Genomic DNA, 16,548 nt, shown 5'->3' on the forward strand with positions numbered 1-16,548 from the left:
TGCCGCATACGCGGCCCCCGCGTACACCGGAGCGCACGGCACAGAGTTCTGACGTTCAACGAGGAACGACGAACGGGGAAGTGATGCGCGTCATGAGCAACACCATCCGGACACACAGGACCCTCACCACCCTCACCACACTCGCCGCCCTGCTCGCGGGGTCCCTCGCGCTCACCGCGTGCGGAAGCAGCGACAAGAAGTCGGGCGGCGGCGACACCAGTACCGGCGCCACCGCGACCAGCACCCTCACCCTGCCGAAGCTCGACGGCACCACCCTCGAAGTGGCCGCCGTCTGGACCGGTCAGGAGCAGAAGAACTTCAAGCAGGTGCTCGCGGAGTTCGAGAAGCGCACCGGCGCGAAGGTCACCTTCGTGCCCGCCCAGGACCCGATCATCAACTTCCTGGGCTCGAAGATCGCGGGCGGCCAGCCGCCGGACATCGCACTGCTGCCGCAGCCCGGCGCGATCAAGCAGGCCGTCCAGAAGGGCTGGGCGAAGCCGCTCGACGCGGACACGCTCGCGGAGGTGCAGAAGAACTACTCGCAGGGCTGGCAGGACATCGGCAAGGTCGACGGCAAGCAGTACGGCGTCTACTACAAGGCCGCCAACAAGTCGCTGGTCTGGTACAACGCCAAGGTCTTCGAGAACGCGGGCGCCAAGGAGCCCAAGACCTGGCAGGAGCTGCTGACGACGGCGCAGGCGGTGTACGACTCGGGCGTCACGCCGTTCTCGGTCGGCGGTGCCGACGGCTGGACGCTGACCGACTGGTTCGAGAACGTCTACCTCTCCCAGGCGGGTCCGGAGAAGTACGACCAGCTCGCCCAGCACAAGATCAAGTGGACCGACCCGAGCGTCAGGCAGGCGCTGACCACGCTGGCCCAGATCTGGGGCAAGAAGGGTTACGTCGCGGGCGGCGCGTCCGGCGCGCTGCAGACGGAGTTCCCGGCCTCGGTGACCCAGACCTTCACCGGCGGCGACCAGCCGAAGGCGGCCATGGTGTACGAGGGCGACTTCGTGCAGGTCAACATCGGGGAGACCAAGGCGAAGGTGGGCACGGACGCGAAGGTGTTCCCGTTCCCGTCCGTCGGCTCGACGGCGCCCGTGGTCTCCGGCGGTGACGCGGCGGTCGTCTTCAAGGACTCCAAGGGCGCCCAGGCGCTGGCGAAGTTCCTGGCCTCCCCGGACGCGGCGACGATCCAGGCGAAGCTCGGCGGCTATCTCTCGCCGAACAAGAGCGTACCGGACTCGGCTTACCCGAACGAGGTGCAGCGCACCATCGCCAAGTCCCTGATCGCGTCCGGCGACGACTTCCGCTTCGACATGTCCGACCAGGCCCCGCAGGCGTTCGGCGGCACCCCGGGCAAGGGCGAGTGGAAGGACCTCCAGGACTTCCTGCAGAACCCGACGGACGTCGCGGGCACCCAGGCCAGGCTGGAGAAGGACGCGGCGGCCGCCTACGGCAGCGGAAGCTGACCCGGCGATGGCCGCACCCGCGACCACGGCCCCCGCTCCGCCTCCCGGCCACCGCAGGAGCGTGACCGGCACCCGGAAGACCGTGGCGGCTCTCTTCCTCCTCCCCGCCCTGGTGCTGCTCGGCGCGCTCGTGGTCTACCCGATCGGGTACTCGCTGATCCGCAGCTTCTCCAACGCGAACGGCGACGGTTTCGCCGGCGTCGACAACTACAAGGCGATCTTCACGGACGACGGCATCCGCACCGCCCTGAAGAACAACGTCATCTGGGTGGTGTTCGCCCCGACGGTCTCCACCGCCCTCGGTCTGGTCTTCGCGGTGCTGACCGAACGGGTGCGCTGGGGCACGGCGTTCAAGCTGGTCGTCTTCATGCCGATGGCGATCTCGATGCTGGCCGCCGGGATCATCTTCCGTCTCGTCTACGACCAGGACCCGGACAAGGGGGTCGCCAACGCGGTCTGGGTCGGCATCCACGACACCTTCGCCCGGTCCTCCGCGTTCCCCAACGCCCACCTGGGCCGGGAGTCTCCCCTGACGGCGGATCAGGGCGGCTTCGTCACGAAGGCGACGGTCCACACCGGCCAGGCCGTCACCCTGCCCCTCCTCGGCGTCGCCCCCGACCAGCTGCCCGACGGCGCGAAGAAGGCCGTGGCGGCGAAGCCCGATCCGGGGAGGATCACCGGCACCACCTGGCAGGACTTCACCCGAGGCAAGGGCGTCGGCACGCTGGGCGCCCCCGACCCGTCCGAGGTCGGCTACGCCGGGATGCGGATCGAGGCGGTGAAGGACGGCAGGGTGGTGGCGTCCACGAAGGCCGCGGCCGACGGCACCTTCACCCTGCCCGCCGCCGCCGACGGTGCCCGGCTCCGGCTCCCCGCGAGCAACTTCAAGCAGCCCTACAACGGCGTCGACTGGCTCGGCCCGTCCCTCGTCACGCCGGCCATCATCGGGTCGTACGTGTGGATGTGGGCGGGCTTCGCGATGGTGCTGATCGCGGCCGGACTGGCAGGCGTGCCCCGGGAGTTGCTGGAGGCGGCACGGGTCGACGGGGCCACCGAGTGGCAGGTGTTCCGCAAGGTCACCGTGCCGCTCCTGGCGCCGGTCCTCGCGGTGGTCACCGTCACCCTGATGATCAACGTGCTGAAGGTCTTCGACCTCGTGTACATCATCGCGCCGGGCTCCTCGCAGGACGACGCGAACGTGCTCGCCCTGGAGCTGTACCGCAAGGGCTTCTCGGAGGGCCAGCCGGGCATCGCCAGCGCCATCGCGGTGTTCCTGCTGCTCCTCGTGATCCCGGTGATGTGGTTCAACGTGCGGCGGCTGCGGCGGGAGGAGCGGCGATGAGCCGACTGCTGGAGAAGATCAACGGCGGTCTGGTGCGGGTCTTCCTGATCGTCGTCGCCCTCTTCTGGCTGGTGCCGACGATCGGTCTGCTGGCGTCCTCCCTCCGATCCCCGGAGGACATGAGCGCGAACGGCTGGTGGCACGTGTTCGCCAAGCCGTCCCAGCTGACGTTCGACAGTTACCAGAAGCTCCTGGAGAACAGTGACATCACCAACTCCCTCTGGAACACGGTCCTGATCACCGTCCCGGCGACGGTCCTGGTCGTGATCGTAGGGGCGCTGGCGGGTTACGCGTTCGCGTGGCTGGAGTTCCCGGGCCGGGACTGGTGGTTCCTGGTCGTGGTCAGTCTGCTGGTCGTCCCGGTCCAGGTGGCGCTGATCCCGATCGCCGAACTCTTCGGGAAGATCGGCCTGTTCGGGACGGTCTTCGGGGTGGTCCTCTTCCACGTCGGCTTCGGGCTGCCGTTCGCGGTGTTCCTGCTGCGGAACTTCTTCGCGGAGATCCCGCGGGAGCTGCTGGAGGCGGCCCGGCTGGACGGCGCCGGTGAACTGCGCGTGTTCACGCGGGTGGTGATGCCGCTCGGCGGGCCGGCGATCGCGAGCCTGGGCATCTTCCAGTTCCTGTGGGTGTGGAACGACATGCTGGTCGCGCTGGTGTTCACCAAGTCGAGCACCCAGCCGATCACGGTCGCGCTCCAGACCCAGGTACGCCAGTTCGGCAACAACGTCGACGTCCTCGCGCCCGGCGCGTTCATCTCGATGGTGATCCCGCTGGCCGTGTTCTTCGCGTTCCAGCGGCAGTTCGTGTCGGGGGTGATGGCGGGCGCGGTCAAATAACCGCACAAGACCGCACAAGGGGCTCTCGAAAGGGGCGAGTCGGCCATCGGCTCGCCTCTCCCCGCTCACGGAACGTAACCCACATGACGTAGCGAACCGTAACCGAATCACTCCATTGGCCGTTCCCGGGCAGAACGCCCGCGCCGACCGACCCATGGATGTCCCTTGCCCAGGTTCAGTGTCATTGTCCCCGCGTACCAGGTCCAGGCGTATCTGCCCGAGTGCCTGGACTCGGTGCTCTCGCAGTCGTACCCCGATCTGGAACTGATCGCCGTCGACGACTGCTCACCGGACGCCTGCGGCACGATCATCGACGAGTACGCGGCGAGGGACGCGCGCGTGAAGGCCGTGCACCTGCCGGAGAACCAGGGCCTGGGCGGCGCCCGCAACGCGGGGCTGGCGCAGGCGCGCGGCGACTACCTGCTCTTCCTGGACAGCGACGACACGCTGACGCCGGACGCGCTGCGGGCGATCGCCGACCGGATCAAGGAGACCGGCGACCCGGACGTGCTCGTGTACGACTACGCGCGGACGTTCTGGACGGGCCGGGCGGAGCGCAACAAGGTCGCGCTGCACCTGACCGAACAGGGTCCCGCGCCGTTCCGTCTTGAGGACCGGCCGGGTCTGCTGCGGGTGCTCATGGTGGCCTGGAACAAGGCGTACCGGCGGGAGTTCGTCGAGGAGAACGGCCTCGCCTTCCCACCCGGCTACTACGAGGACACGCCCTGGACCTACCCGGCCCTGATGGCCGCCGGGTCGATCGCGACCCTGGACCGGGTCTGCGTGCACTACCGGCAGCGGCGGCAGGGCAGCATCCTCGGCACCCGGAGCCGCCGGCACTTCGACGTCTTCGACCAGTACGACCGGGTCTTCGCGTTCATCGAGGAGCGGCCCGAACTGGCGCGCTGGCGGCCGGTGCTGTTCCGCCGCATGGTCGACCACTTCTCGACGGTGTTCACCAGGAAGGACCGGCTCCCGAAGGGCAGCCGCGCCGAGTTCCTGCGCACGGCCCGCGCCCACTACCGGCGTTATCAGGTGGGGGGCTCGCAGATCCCGCTCCGCACCCGGTTGCGCCACGCTCTCGTCCACTACGGCCTGCACCGCACCTACCGCGCCCTCCAGCTGGCGATGTCCGCCCGCCGCCGCGCCCTCAAGGCAGGCGTCAAGTCCGTCCGCGGTCTGCGCTCGGCCCTGCTCCAGCTGCACTACCGCATCCAGCTGCGGCTCCCGCTGCGCGCCGACCGCGCGGTCTTCGCCGCCTACTGGAACCGCGGCCACGGCTGCAACCCGGGGGCGCTGGAGGAGGCGTTCCGCACCCACGCCCCGCACATCCGCACCGCGTGGATCGCCCGTCCGGAGCACCACCACACGGTTCCGCCGGGTCCGCGCCGGCTGCGGCCGGGCACCTTCGGCTACTGGACGGCGCTGGCCCGCTCCAAGTACCTGGTCAACAACGTCAACTTCGACCGGCGGCTGAAGAAGCGCCCCGGCCAGGTGTTCGTGCAGACCCAGCACGGCACCCCGCTCAAGCACATGGGCCTGGACCTCCAGGAACACCCGGCGGCCGCCGCCGACATGGACTTCGAGGAGCTCCTGCGGGGTGTCGACAAGTGGGACTACGTCCTGTCCGCGAACCGGCACACCACCCTGACCTGGGAGCGCGTCTACCCCGGCGGCTACCGGACCCTCGAATACGGCTACCCGCGCAACGACGTCTTCCAGCAGGCCACCACGGCCGACGTCACCCGGATCCGCGCGTCGCTCGGCATCCCCGAGGGCACGGTCGCCCTGCTGTACGCGCCCACCCACCGCGACTACCGGCGCACCCAGCGCCCCGCTCTCGACCTGGACCGGATCGTGCGCCGCCTCGGTCCGCGCTTCGTGATCCTGGCCCGCGCCCACTACTGGCACGGCGGTCCGCTCGCGTCCGGGGACCGGGTGATCGACGTCAGCGGCCACCCCCGTGTGGAGTCCCTCTGCCTGGCCGCGGACGCGCTGGTCACCGACTACTCGTCGATCATGTTCGACTACGCGAACCTGGACCGGCCGATCGTCGTGCACACCGAGGACTGGGACGCCTACCACGCGGCCCGCGGCACCTACTTCGACCTGCGCTCCAGCCCGCCCGGCGCGGTCGCCCGCACCGAGGACGAACTGATCGACATCTTCGCGACCGGCCACTGGCGCGGCTCCCGCTCCGCGCAGCTGCGCGCCGCGTTCCGCGAGCGGTTCTGCCGGTACGACGACGGACGCGCCGCCGAGCGGGTCGTCCGGCACGTGGTGCTCGGCGAGCCGGCCGGGCTGCCGGAGGTCGTCCCGCTGGAGCAGCGGCACCCCGTGCCCTCGGCGGCCGCGGGGCTCGCCCACTCCCCGCTGGCCACCGTTCCGCAACCTTCCGGCCATCTGCCCGTCACCGAGAGCCGCTGAACGCCGTTTGCCTTGCAGGGAGTTCCCTCATGCCCCCCAACACCTCGCGGCCCACTCCGTCCCGGCCGTCCACCTGGCGGCCGACGGGAAGGCCGGGCCGCATGCACACCTGAGAAAGAGCAGCATGACCCGCTTCAGCATCATCGTCCCGTCCCACGGGGTCGCCGGCCGGCTCTCCCAGGCGCTGGACTCGGTCCTCGCCCAGTCCTTCGGCGACCTGGAGCTGATCCCGGTCTGCGACGCGCCCGACGCCCCGGCCGCCTCGGTCGCCGCCGCCTACGCCGAGCGGGACTCCCGGGTGGCCCCGGTGCACTCGCCGCCGTCGGCCGGGCTGAGCGGGGCCCGGAACACCGGGATGCGCGCGGCGAACGGCACGTACCTGCTCTTCCTCGACGGCGACGACGTGCTGATCCCGGGCGCGCTGGCGCAGCTGGACGCCCGGCTCGCCGAGACCGGTGACGTGGACGTCCTGTATGCCGAGCACGAGCGGGCGCCCTGGTGGGAGGGCGAGCCGGGCAACCCGGCGGTCCCCCTCCTTGCGGGCGTCCCGGACGGCGCCTTCGCCCCGGACCGGGCGCCCCGGCTGACGGGCGTGGCCCTGCCCGCGTGGAGCGCGGTCTACCGCCGTGCCTTCCTGGCCGAACGGCGGCTGAGTTTTCCGGACGGGCACTTCACGGACCTCGGCTGGGGCGGCCTGACCACCGTCGCCGCCGAACGGATCGCGGTGCTGCGCTCGGTGGTCGTACGGCACCGGCTGCGCCGCCAGGGCAGCCGGCTGAACCTGCCCGGGCCGCACCAGCACGAGCTCCTCGACCAGGCGGAGCTGGTCCTTGAGCGGGCCGCCGCGCTGCCCGGCGAGCGGGCGCGGGCGCTGTTCGAGCAGGTCTTCGCGGTGGTGCTGAGGACGGCCGCGCGGCCGGACCGGATGCCGTCCGGGCGCCGGGCGTTCTTCCGGCGGGCGGCCCGGCTGCACCGCACGCACCGGCCGGACGGGTTCCGGATGCCGGGCGGGAGCGTGGGCGTCCAGCACCGGCTGCTCGCGGCGGGCGCGTACACGGCGTTCCGGGTGCTGCGCGGTGCCAACCGGGTCGCGGCCTCGGCGGCCGGGCGGCTGCCCCGCCCGCGCATGCCGCTCACCCGGCTGCGGTACGCCCTCGACCTGCGCCGCCCGCTGGACCAGAACCTCGCCGTGTACTGCGCGTACTGGGGGCGCGGCTACGTCTGCAACCCGGCCGCGATCCACGCCGTGGCCCGCGAACTCGCCCCGCACCTCCGCTCGGTGTTCCTGGTCGAGGCCGGTCAGGAACACAGCGTGCCCGAGGACGTCGAGTACGCGGTGATCGGCAGCCGCCGGTACTGGCAGGTGCTGGCCCGCGCCAAGTACCTCGTCAACAACGCCAACTTCGCCGAGGGGGTCGTCAAGCGGCCCGGCAGCGTGCACGTCCAGACGCAGCACGGCACCCCGCTGAAGAAGATGGGCGTCGACCAGTCGACGTACCCGGTGGTCGCCGCGCAGACCGGAAGCTTCGCCAAGCTGCTCGGCCGCGTCGACCGCTGGGACTTCAACCTCTCCGCCAACCGCCACTCCACCCAGACGTGGGAGCGCGCCTTCCCCGGCTCGTACCGGACGCTGGAGTACGGCTATCCGCGCAACGACGTCTACTACACGGCGACCGCCCACGAGGTGGTCCGGGCCCGCCGCAGGCTGGGCGTCCCCGACGGCAGGACGGCCGTGCTGTACGCCCCCACCCACCGCGACCACCACACCGGCTTCGAGCCCGGCCTGGACCTGGAGGCGTTCTGCGAGGCGGCCGGCGAGGACGTCGTCGTGCTGCTGCGCGCGCACTACTTCTACGACCGGGGCCCTTCGGCGGGCACCGGCCGGGTCATCGACGTCACCGCGCACCGCTCCGCCGAGGACGTCTGCCTGGCCGCGGACGCGCTGGTCACCGACTACTCCTCCATCATGTTCGACTACGCCAACCTGGACCGGCCGATCGTCGTGTACGCCGACGACTGGGAGGTCTACCGGCAGACCCGGGGCGTCTACTTCGACCTGATGGCCGAACCGCCGGGACCGGTCGCCCGCACCCCCGAGGAACTGGCCCGGATCTTCCGCGACGGCTCCTACCGGGGCCCGGAGTCCCGGCAGCTGCGGGCCGACTTCCGCGCGCGCTTCTGCCAGTTCGACGACGGCCTGGCCGCCGAACGGGTCGTGCGCCGGGTGTTCCTCGGCCGACCGCCGGAGGACATCCCGGCGGTGATCCCGCTCGCCGAACGCCTGCCCGCCCCGGCCGCGACCCTCGTCAGGAGCTGACCGTGCCCCGACTCAGTGTGATCGTCCCCTGTTTCAAGGTGCAGGGCTTCCTCCGGGAGTGCCTCGACTCGGTCCTGGAGCAGTCCTTCCACGACGTCGAGGTGATCGCCGTCGACGACCGCTCCCCGGACGGCTGCGGCGCGATCCTCGACGAGTACGCGGCCCGCGACCCGCGCGTGAAGGTCCTGCACCTGCCGGAGAACGTCGGCCTCGGCCGCGCCCGCAACGCCGGACTCCCGCACGCCACCGGTGACTTCCTCCTCTTCCTCGACAGCGACGACACCCTCACGCCGGGCGCGCTGCGGGCGATCGCCGACCGGCTGGCGGAGACCGGCGACCCGGACGTGCTGGTCTTCGACTACGCCCGCACCTACTGGTGGGGCGGGACCCGGCGCAACGCCCTCGCGGAGGTGCTGGGTTCGACCGACGGCGTCTTCACCGCGGCCGAACACCCGGAGATCCTCGACCTGTTGATGGTGGTGTGGAACAAGGCCTACCGCCGGGACTTCGTCGAGGAGAACGGCTTCCAGTTCCCGCCGGGCTACTACGAGGACACCCCCTGGACCTTCCCGGTCCTGCTCAGTGCGGCCCGGATCGCCACCCTCGACCGGATCTGCCTCCACTACCGCCAGCGCCGGCAGGGCAACATCCTCTCCACCACCAGCCGCAAGCACTTCGACGTGCACGAGCAGTACAAGCGGGTCTTCGCCTTCGTCGGCGCCCGCCCGGAGCTGGCGGTCTGGCGGCCCTGCCTGCACCGGAAGATGGGCGAGCACTGCCTGGACATCCTGGCGAAGCCGGACCGGCTGCCGGCCGCCGCCAAGGGCGAGTTCTTCCGGCGCACGGCGGAGCTGTACCGGGCGTTCCGGCCGGCGGGGGCCAACCCCCCGGCCGACCCCGGTGACCCCGGTGACCCCGGTGTGGGTGACCTGAGCGTGCTCGACGGGTCGTACGCCTCGTACCGGCTGCGGCAGCAGGCCGGGCGGGTCGGCCGGGAGAGCGGGCGGCAGGCGCTGCGGGTGCGGCGGGCGGCGGGGGCCCGGGCCCGGCGCGCGCTGACCGGGCTGCGCGGCCTGCGTCCCCTGGACGAGGAGCTGGTCCTGTACTCGGCGGCCTCGCACCAAGGGCTGCGGGGCGACCCGGCGGCCGTGTACCGCGCGGCCCGGGAGATCGCCCCGCGGCTGCGCGGCGTCTGGGTGGTGCGGGACGCGGAGGTCGCCGCGGACCTGCCGGCCGGCGTCGACCACGTACTGCTGGACTCCCCGGAGTACCTGCGGCTGACCGCCCGCGCCAAGTTCTTCGTCAACGACGTCAACTGGCCCGGCACGCTGGTGAAACGGCCCGGCAGCGTGCACGTCCACACCCACCGGGGCACCCCGCTCAAGTACCTGGGCGCCGACCTGCTGGGCAAGCCCGGCGCCCGGCTCGGCTTCGACGTGCCGCAGATGCTGCGCCGGGCCGACCGCTGGGACCACAGCCTGGTCGCCAACCGCCACTCGGAGCTGGTGTGGGAGCGGGCCTACCCCTGCCACTTCGCGTCGGCCCGCACGGGCAGCCCGCGCAACGACGTCCTGGTGACCGGCGGCCGGACGGACTTCCGGGCCCGGCACGGCATTCCCGCCGACCACACGGTGGTGCTGTACGCGCCGACCCGCCGCGACTACGTCCGGGGCGGTCACGTCGACCGGATCGACCTGGACCGGTTCGCCGCCGACCTCGGCGAGGGGCACACGCTGGTGGTCCGGCTGCACCCGGCCCTCGCGACCGGTCCGGCACGCGGGACGGGCCTGGCCGAGCTGCACCGGCGCGGCATCGTGGTCGACGCGACCGGCGAACCGCACGCCGAGGAGGTCATGCTGGCCGCGGACGCCCTGGTCACCGACTACTCGTCGATCATGTTCGACTACGCCAACCTGGACCGGCCGATCGTCGTCCACGCCGACGACTGGGCCGCGTACACGGCGAGCCGCGGCGCCTATCTCGACATCACCGCCGAGGCACCGGGCCATGTCTCGCACTCCTACCGGGAGTTGGCGTGGCTGTTCGCCTCGGGCGGCTGGCGGGACGAGGAGTCGGCGCGGCTGCGGGCCGACTTCCGGTCCCGGTTCTGCGAGTTCGACGACGGCCGGGCCGCCGAACGGGTCGTACGGACGCTGCTGCTCGGCGAGTCGATGCCGGAGCCGCCGGCCCGGGTGCCCGGTCCGGCCGGGGCGCGTGACCTGCTGGCGTCGACGTGAGACCGCGTACCTGGGTGCTGGTGCTGGCCGCCGTCTTCGCGGTGCTGCAACTCGCCGACGTCACCGGCCGGGACACCCCTGACTCCAAGAACTACGTGTCGTACGCGCTGGCCCTGGCCGGGGCGGGCAAGCGGGAGGCGGCGGCCAAGACGACGGACTGGGCGTGCGCCGGCGAGGCGTCGGCGGCGGAGCGCGCCCAGCGCGTGGACGTGCTGCGCTTCCACGGGCCGAGTCCGGCGGACCAGGTGTTCGCGGACTGCCGGGCCGGTGAACTGGGGCGGGTGGAACGGCGGTTGCGGGCCGGGGGCGCGCAGACGGACGGGCACGTCGTGCCGTTCGTGGCCCCCCGGCTGCGGCGGATCTTCGAGGTGCGGCCGGGCTATCCGGTGTTCCTGGTGCCGTTCGTCACCGTGTTCGGGGTGACGTGGGGGGTGTGGCTGGCGAGCGTGCTGGTCGCGGGCGCGGGCGGGGTGCTGGTCTTCCTGGTGCTGCGGACGGTGTCGGTACCGGTGCCGCTCGCGCTGACCGGGCAGGTCCTGTACTACGTCCTGCCGGTCGGCACGACCGCGATGCGGCCGATGGCGGAGGGCCTGATGCTGGCCCTGACCCTGACGGCGGTGTGGGGCTGCGCGCTGGCCCTGACCGGGCGGGTGCGGGCGGGGACGGCGCTGGTGGCGGGCGCGCTGCTCGCGCTGTTCGCGGTGAAGCACTCGCAGGCGCTCTTCCTCGGCGGGTGCCTGGCCGGGGCCGCGGCGGTGGTCGCGCTGTGGCGGCGCCGGCACGGCCGGGGACCCGGGCGCGCGGTGACCGCGATCGCGGCGGTGGGGTGCGCGGCGGTGGCCGGCACGCTGCTCCTCGCCCGGCTGCTGCGCTATCCCTCCGAGGCGGAGAGCGTGCAGGACCTGCTGACCGTCCACTACACCCACCCGGACCGGGCCCACCCGTGGCGGGAGTTCCTCCATCTGGAGTTCGACTTCTGGGTGGAGTGGCTGCGCCGGCAGCTGACGGAGCCGCTGTTCCCGGCCGTGCTGGCGGCCGGGGCGTGGGGAGCGCGGCGGCGGCCGGCCTTCGGTGTCTTCCTGCTGGCGGCCGCCGGAACCGGGATCCTCACCCAGGCCGGGCATCCCGACATCACCGTCTTCGGCGACCGGCTGATCGTGCTGGCCTGGCTGCTGCCGGTGCTGGGCGTGCCGCTGCTCCTCGAACCGCTGCTGCGCCGGCCGGTCCCGGTTCCCGCGCAGGGGTCGCCCAGGGCGGTCGGCGTCACTCGATGAGGTGGGTGTCACTCGATGAGGTGATGGACGGCAACGCCGTCGAGGCGGACGGGAACACTTGGCAAATGGTCCGCCCTCTCCGTTTCCTCCGGTGAGCACCGGCGCCCTGCTCCGGCGCGCCACGCGTGGCTCCACCGCCCTGCGCGGCGGCCGGGTCCGCAGACTCACCCCGTACCAGGTCTTCGGCCTGCTCTTCTGGCTGCTGATGACCCTCGCCTACTGGCGGGTGCCGCCGTGCTGCGAGGCAGGGCTCCACGCGGCGGCGGTGGCACGGCTGCGGGCGGGCCTGACGGACCCCGCCGTGTCCCCGTACGTGCTGGCGCAGGGTGCGCTGGCCCGGCTGACCGGGCTCAGCGGCTGGCAGCTGCTGCGGGTGTGCGGCCCGCTGAACCTGGTGGTCCTGCTGACGGGCCTCGGCCGGCTGGTCCGGGTCCTCAGCCCGCGCCCGTGGGCGCCGGTACTGGCGCTGGTCTTCGGGTCCGTGCTGTGGGGCACGCGACCCGCCTGGGGCGGGGGCTCGCTGGCCCTGCTGCCGCTGACCGGCAGCCTCGGCTACCCGTCGGCGTTCGCCCTCGGCCTCACCTTCTGGGCCTGGTCCCTGACCGGCGCCCGCGCCCGTGATCTGCGCCGGGTGCGCTACGTCGGCCCGAGCGGCCTGCGCAGCCTGTCCGGATACGCGGCGCTCGGACTGCTGTACGGGACGGTGGCCCTGGTCGACCCGGTGACCGGGGTGGGCGCGGCGGCCGGGGCGGTGGCGTTCGTGGCGGGGTGGCAGCGGGGGTGGCGTGGCTCGGTATGGGGGCGGTGGGCGCTGACGTGCGCGGTGGCGGCGGCGATGCTCGCCTTCGGGACGCACGCGCGGGTGCCGGCGGCTTCGCCGTACGAGCCGTACGCGTCATACGGGGTGTACGGGTCGTACGCGCTATACGGGTCGTACTCGTCATACGGGTCGTACGACGGGTCGATCGGGTTGGCCGGGCTGACCGGGTGGGCGGGTCAGTGCTGGCTGGCCCTGCTCGGGGTCCCGGCGCTGTGGCTACGGGCGCGGCGGGCGGCCGGGACCGGTCCGCCGAGTTCGCTGGGTTCGCTGGGGTCGCCGGGTTCGCTGGGGTCGCCGGGTTCGCTGGGGCTTGCGGCACGGCGTGATCCGCTGGTGCTGTTGTTCGCCCTGGAGTGCCTGGTGCTGGCGGGCGGCCGGCTCGTCGGCGTGCTCGGCCTCGCGCTGCTGGCGCCGCAGTGCGCGCTCGCCGTGGAGCTGGCGGCACAGCGGCCCTGGCCCCGGTGGCGGCGGGCGCTCGGCTGGGCCGCGGGCGGCGGGGTCTGCCTGGGCTTTCTGGCCGCGCAGGCGGGAGCGGTCGTGCCTCGCTCGGTGGACCCGGTCGGCTTCACACAGCCGCCGCGCTGGCCGTCGTACGACTGGGCGGCCCGGCACATCGGCCCGGGGGAACCGGTGATCACGGACGCGTACTACGCCGTCCGGCTGCTCCCCGGGTACGGCATCGACCTGACCGACGGCCACGACCACCGCCCCCGGGTGCGCTGGCTGCTGCTGACGCGGCAGGAGCGGCTGCCCGCGGAGGCGGTGGTCGTGGACTGGAGCCGGCGCACCGGCGAGGTGCTCGCGCGGCTCGCCCGGACGCGGGACGCGTCCCCGGCGCCGCTGACTACTCGATGACGAGGTCGACCGGGATGTTGCCCTTGGTGGCCTTGGAGTAGGGGCAGAAGGCGTGGGCCTGGTGGACCAGCTTCTCGCCGGTCTCGTTGGCGAGCGCCTCGGGGAGCTCGACGCGCAGGGTGACCTTGAGCGCGAAGCCGCCGTCGGACTCGTCCTTGCCGATGCCGACCTCGGCGGTGACGGAGATCTCGCCGGTGTCGACCTTGGCCTGGCGGCCGATGGCACCGAGGGCGCTGGCGAAACAGGCGGCGTAACCGGCGGCGAAGAGCTGCTCGGGGTTGGTGCCCTGGCCGTTGCCGCCCAGCGCGGGCGGGAACGCCAGCGTCAGGTCCAGCTGCCCGTCCGAGCTGACCGCCCGTCCTTCCCGGCCGGTGGCGGTGGCGGCTGCCGTGTAGATGGCGTCCATGGAAGACCATCCCTCTCGAAGTACTCGAAGTCTCGGTGTTCCGGCGGCTCCCGTTCGGCCGCCCTCACGACGACAAGTAGAGCACACAATTCAATTGCACACAACTAAATGACCCACAAGCGCTACCCTTGAGCCATGACCGCAACAACCCCGGCCCCCGGCCCCGCCGCTCCTCCCGAGGCGCAGTGGCTCCACCTGGACCGCCAGATCTGCTTCTCCCTGCACGCCGCGTCCCGCGCCTTCAACGGCGTCTACCGCGTGATCCTCAAGGACCTCGGACTCACCTACCCGCAGTACCTGGTGATGCTGGTGCTGTGGGAACAGGGCGACCTGCCGGTCAAGAAGCTCGGCCAACACCTGCGCCTGGACTCCGGCACCCTGTCGCCGCTGCTCAAGCGCCTGGAGGCGGCGGGCCTGGTCCACCGCGAGCGCAGCACACGCGACGAACGCTCGGTGGAGGTACGGCTCACGGAGGAGGGCGCCGCGCTGCGCGAGCGGGCCCTGGAGGTACCGCGCCGGATCGTCTCGGCGACGGGGTTCGACGTGGACGAGATCCGGGAGTTGAAGGCACGGCTGGACCAGCTGACGGGAACGCTGGACGCGGCGGCCGCGGAGGAAGGGGCGCGCTGAGCGCGCCCCTCAGGGGCGCGGGGCTGTTGTCGAGGTGCGGCTGTCGCCGCGTGGGCGCGGCCAGCCCCCACCGGCCCGCACCGCGGACTCGGCCGAACCCACCCGAATCGGCCGCACATACAACCTCAACGCAACCCGGTCGATCACCATCTCCTCCCGCAGCACGAACTCCTGGTTCAGTACGGCCCACTTGGCCCGCTCCGTCCCGAGCCGCGGCCGATATCCCCTCACCAGCGCGTACTTCTCCATCACCGCCCACACCTCGTCCACCCCGGCGAGCCGCCGCCGCAGCGTCCCCACCCCCACCTCACGCCCGTACAGCGTGCCCGACGCCGGCCCCGGCTCGGCCAGTGCAACGTCCCTCGTGGACCTGAAGTCGGCGGGATACGCGAGCTCCGCCCCGCGCGCGTGGGCCGGCAGGAACAGCACGGGGTCGCCGGGCCGCAGCACCCGGGCCACGGCCGCCGCGACCCCGCCGAGGTTGTCGGGACGGGTGCCCGGCACCCGGTCCGCCCGCAGCAGCGGGATCTGGTGGGTGAAGGCGAGGAGGACCGCCAGGACCCCGGCCAGGGTGAGCGCGGGCGACCGGGGCGCGGTCGCCGTGCCGTGGGACCAGAGTCGGCCGAGCATCCCGGCGACCCGGTCCGCGCCGAGCGCCACCAGCAACGGCCCCCCGGCAAGCGCGTACAGCACGTACCGGTCGACGTAGAGCGGGGTGAGCTGGGAGGCCAGCATCAGCGCCACCGGCGGCAGCACCGCGAGCGGCAGCGCGACCGCCGCGAGGGTCACCTCACCGCGCCGGCCCACCAGCCTCGTCAGCCCGAGGAGCCCGAGCGCCAGGCACGCCCAGTACACCCCGTCGGTCGGTCCGAGGTACTGGCGCAGCAACTCCTGCGCGGTCTCCACGTCCGGCTCCCGCAACCACGCCACCTGGGCCGACTGCCCCCGCGAGACCACGACCATGGGCAGCAGCGACAGCGCCACACCCCCGGCCGCGCAGCCCCACCCCCGCCACACCCTTCCCGACGAACGGGCCAGCGCCAGAGTTCCCGCGTGCGCGAGCAGCAGCAGGACGGCGAACTCGTGCAGCCAGCAGGTGACTCCGAGGACGACGCCGTACCGGCACCAGGCCCGTCGTCCCCCCTCCCGCACCGCCCGGACGAAGAGCAGCGTCGCGCCGGTGGCGCCCGCGGCGACCAGGGCGTACGAGCGGCCCTCCTGCGCGTAGTGGCCGATCAGCGGGGTGACCGCGTACAGCAGCCCGGCCCACAGGCCGACGTGTGGCCGGGCCAGACGGCTGCCCAGGGCTGCCACCAGGCCCGCGGTGACGGCAGCCGCGCACACCGAGGGCAGCCGGAGGACGACCTCGCCGGGGTGGCCGGGGTCGGCGGCAAGGACGACGTGCATCAGCAGGTAGTACAGGCCGTGCACCGCGTCCACGTCGTGCAGCAGCCGCCACATCTGCGGCACCGTGCGCCGGGCGACCTGGTAGGTGACGGCCTCGTCGCGCCACATGCCGCCGCGGTGCAGCCCCCAGAACCCGACCGCGAGCATCACCGCGGCCGGGACGGCCACGGCCAGGCCCCGGGCGGCCCCCGGCCACCGGGGCGGACCGCCCAACGGGCGCGGCCGACTCCGTGGAGCCGGCCGGCCGTCTTCTGCTGTTCGCGTCGTTCGCGGATGTGCTTTTACGAGAGGCCCGATAGTCACCACGGCCCGATCTTTTGCGATTAGCCAACCTTTGCCGGGTATTGACGGCGTATCGGCATGGATACACCATCCGCGCGGCTTACGCTCGCGGTTGATGAACCGCCGCCCGTACTTGCCGCTCCCGCGCGTCCCGTTCGCCCCGCCTGTTCGACTCCCGCGGCTCCGCCGCCCGCCCGGCCTCCCGCGTCTCCTCCGCCTCCTCTGTCTCGCCGTCGCCTGGGC

Annotated in this window: 11 protein-coding genes; 9 read left to right on the forward strand and 2 right to left on the reverse strand. The window is 72.6% G+C overall.

Going from position 1 to position 16,548, the window contains the following annotated elements:
• Positions 1 to 83: 83 nt before the first annotated feature.
• The 8 genes from ABZ887_RS15520 (at position 84) to ABZ887_RS15555 (ending at position 13,580) form a co-directional block, all read left to right on the forward strand.
• Positions 84 to 1,472 (forward strand): ABC transporter substrate-binding protein, encoded by a 1,389-nt coding sequence (locus tag ABZ887_RS15520; protein ID WP_361288547.1) that lies wholly within the window; start codon positions 84 to 86, stop codon positions 1,470 to 1,472.
• A gap of 7 nt (positions 1,473 to 1,479) precedes the next feature.
• The gene (locus ABZ887_RS15525; protein WP_361288550.1) at positions 1,480 to 2,814 is read left to right on the forward strand and encodes a sugar ABC transporter permease; all 1,335 of its coding nucleotides are present in this window, start codon (positions 1,480 to 1,482) and stop codon (positions 2,812 to 2,814) included.
• On the forward strand, positions 2,811 to 3,650 hold the full coding sequence (locus ABZ887_RS15530) for a carbohydrate ABC transporter permease (RefSeq protein ID WP_361288553.1): 840 nt from the start codon (positions 2,811 to 2,813) through the stop codon (positions 3,648 to 3,650). Before ABZ887_RS15525 ends, ABZ887_RS15530 begins: the two co-directional genes overlap by 4 nt.
• 165 nt (positions 3,651 to 3,815) lie before the next feature.
• Complete coding sequence (locus ABZ887_RS15535) at positions 3,816 to 6,077, forward strand: bifunctional glycosyltransferase family 2 protein/CDP-glycerol:glycerophosphate glycerophosphotransferase (RefSeq protein WP_361288556.1); 2,262 nt, start codon at positions 3,816 to 3,818, stop codon at positions 6,075 to 6,077.
• Positions 6,078 to 6,201: 124 nt separating this feature from the next.
• The gene (locus ABZ887_RS15540) at positions 6,202 to 8,394 is read left to right on the forward strand and encodes a bifunctional glycosyltransferase family 2 protein/CDP-glycerol:glycerophosphate glycerophosphotransferase (RefSeq protein ID WP_361288559.1); all 2,193 of its coding nucleotides are present in this window, start codon (positions 6,202 to 6,204) and stop codon (positions 8,392 to 8,394) included.
• A gap of 2 nt (positions 8,395 to 8,396) precedes the next feature.
• Positions 8,397 to 10,631: a CDP-glycerol glycerophosphotransferase family protein gene (locus ABZ887_RS15545; protein ID WP_361288562.1), complete on the forward strand. Its 2,235-nt coding sequence runs from the start codon at positions 8,397 to 8,399 to the stop codon at positions 10,629 to 10,631.
• Positions 10,628 to 11,905, forward strand: coding sequence for a hypothetical protein (locus tag ABZ887_RS15550; protein WP_361288565.1), 1,278 nt, complete (start codon positions 10,628 to 10,630; stop codon positions 11,903 to 11,905). The genes ABZ887_RS15545 and ABZ887_RS15550 overlap by 4 nt, the downstream gene beginning before the upstream one ends.
• Positions 11,906 to 11,996: 91 nt before the next feature.
• Positions 11,997 to 13,580, forward strand: coding sequence for a hypothetical protein (locus ABZ887_RS15555; protein ID WP_361288568.1), 1,584 nt, complete (start codon positions 11,997 to 11,999; stop codon positions 13,578 to 13,580).
• Here the strand turns inward: ABZ887_RS15555 and ABZ887_RS15560 are convergent.
• Positions 13,570 to 13,986: an organic hydroperoxide resistance protein gene (locus ABZ887_RS15560; protein WP_189268199.1), complete on the reverse strand. Its 417-nt coding sequence runs from the start codon at positions 13,984 to 13,986 to the stop codon at positions 13,570 to 13,572. The genes ABZ887_RS15555 and ABZ887_RS15560 overlap by 11 nt on opposite strands.
• Before the next feature lie 135 nt (positions 13,987 to 14,121).
• Here ABZ887_RS15560 and ABZ887_RS15565 point away from each other — a divergent pair, with 135 nt between their 5' ends.
• Positions 14,122 to 14,616 carry a MarR family transcriptional regulator gene (locus tag ABZ887_RS15565; RefSeq protein WP_361288572.1) on the forward strand — a complete coding sequence of 165 codons (495 nt, stop codon included), beginning with the start codon at positions 14,122 to 14,124 and terminating at the stop codon, positions 14,614 to 14,616.
• Positions 14,617 to 14,625: 9 nt separating this feature from the next.
• Here the strand turns inward: ABZ887_RS15565 and ABZ887_RS15570 are convergent, their stop codons facing one another.
• Complete coding sequence (locus ABZ887_RS15570; protein ID WP_361288575.1) at positions 14,626 to 16,236, reverse strand: glycosyltransferase family 39 protein; 1,611 nt, start codon at positions 16,234 to 16,236, stop codon at positions 14,626 to 14,628.
• Between the last annotated feature and the right edge of the window lie 312 nt (positions 16,237 to 16,548).

The organism is Streptomyces sp. NPDC047061 (genome assembly GCF_040643955.1).
Classification (GTDB): Bacteria; Actinomycetota; Actinomycetes; order Streptomycetales; family Streptomycetaceae; genus Streptomyces.

Bases quoted from the DNA above. Each gene is read 5' to 3' on its own strand.
- ABZ887_RS15560 (WP_189268199.1), bottom strand. From the start codon at position 13,986: ATGGACGCCATCTACACGGCAGCCGCCACCGCCACCGGCCGGGAAGGA.
- ABZ887_RS15520 (WP_361288547.1), top strand. From the start codon at position 84: ATGCGCGTCATGAGCAACACCATCCGGACACACAGGACCCTCACCACC.
- ABZ887_RS15540 (WP_361288559.1), top strand. From the start codon at position 6,202: ATGACCCGCTTCAGCATCATCGTCCCGTCCCACGGGGTCGCCGGCCGG.
- ABZ887_RS15565 (WP_361288572.1), top strand. From the start codon at position 14,122: ATGACCGCAACAACCCCGGCCCCCGGCCCCGCCGCTCCTCCCGAGGCG.
- ABZ887_RS15525 (WP_361288550.1), top strand. From the start codon at position 1,480: ATGGCCGCACCCGCGACCACGGCCCCCGCTCCGCCTCCCGGCCACCGC.
- ABZ887_RS15530 (WP_361288553.1), top strand. From the start codon at position 2,811: ATGAGCCGACTGCTGGAGAAGATCAACGGCGGTCTGGTGCGGGTCTTC.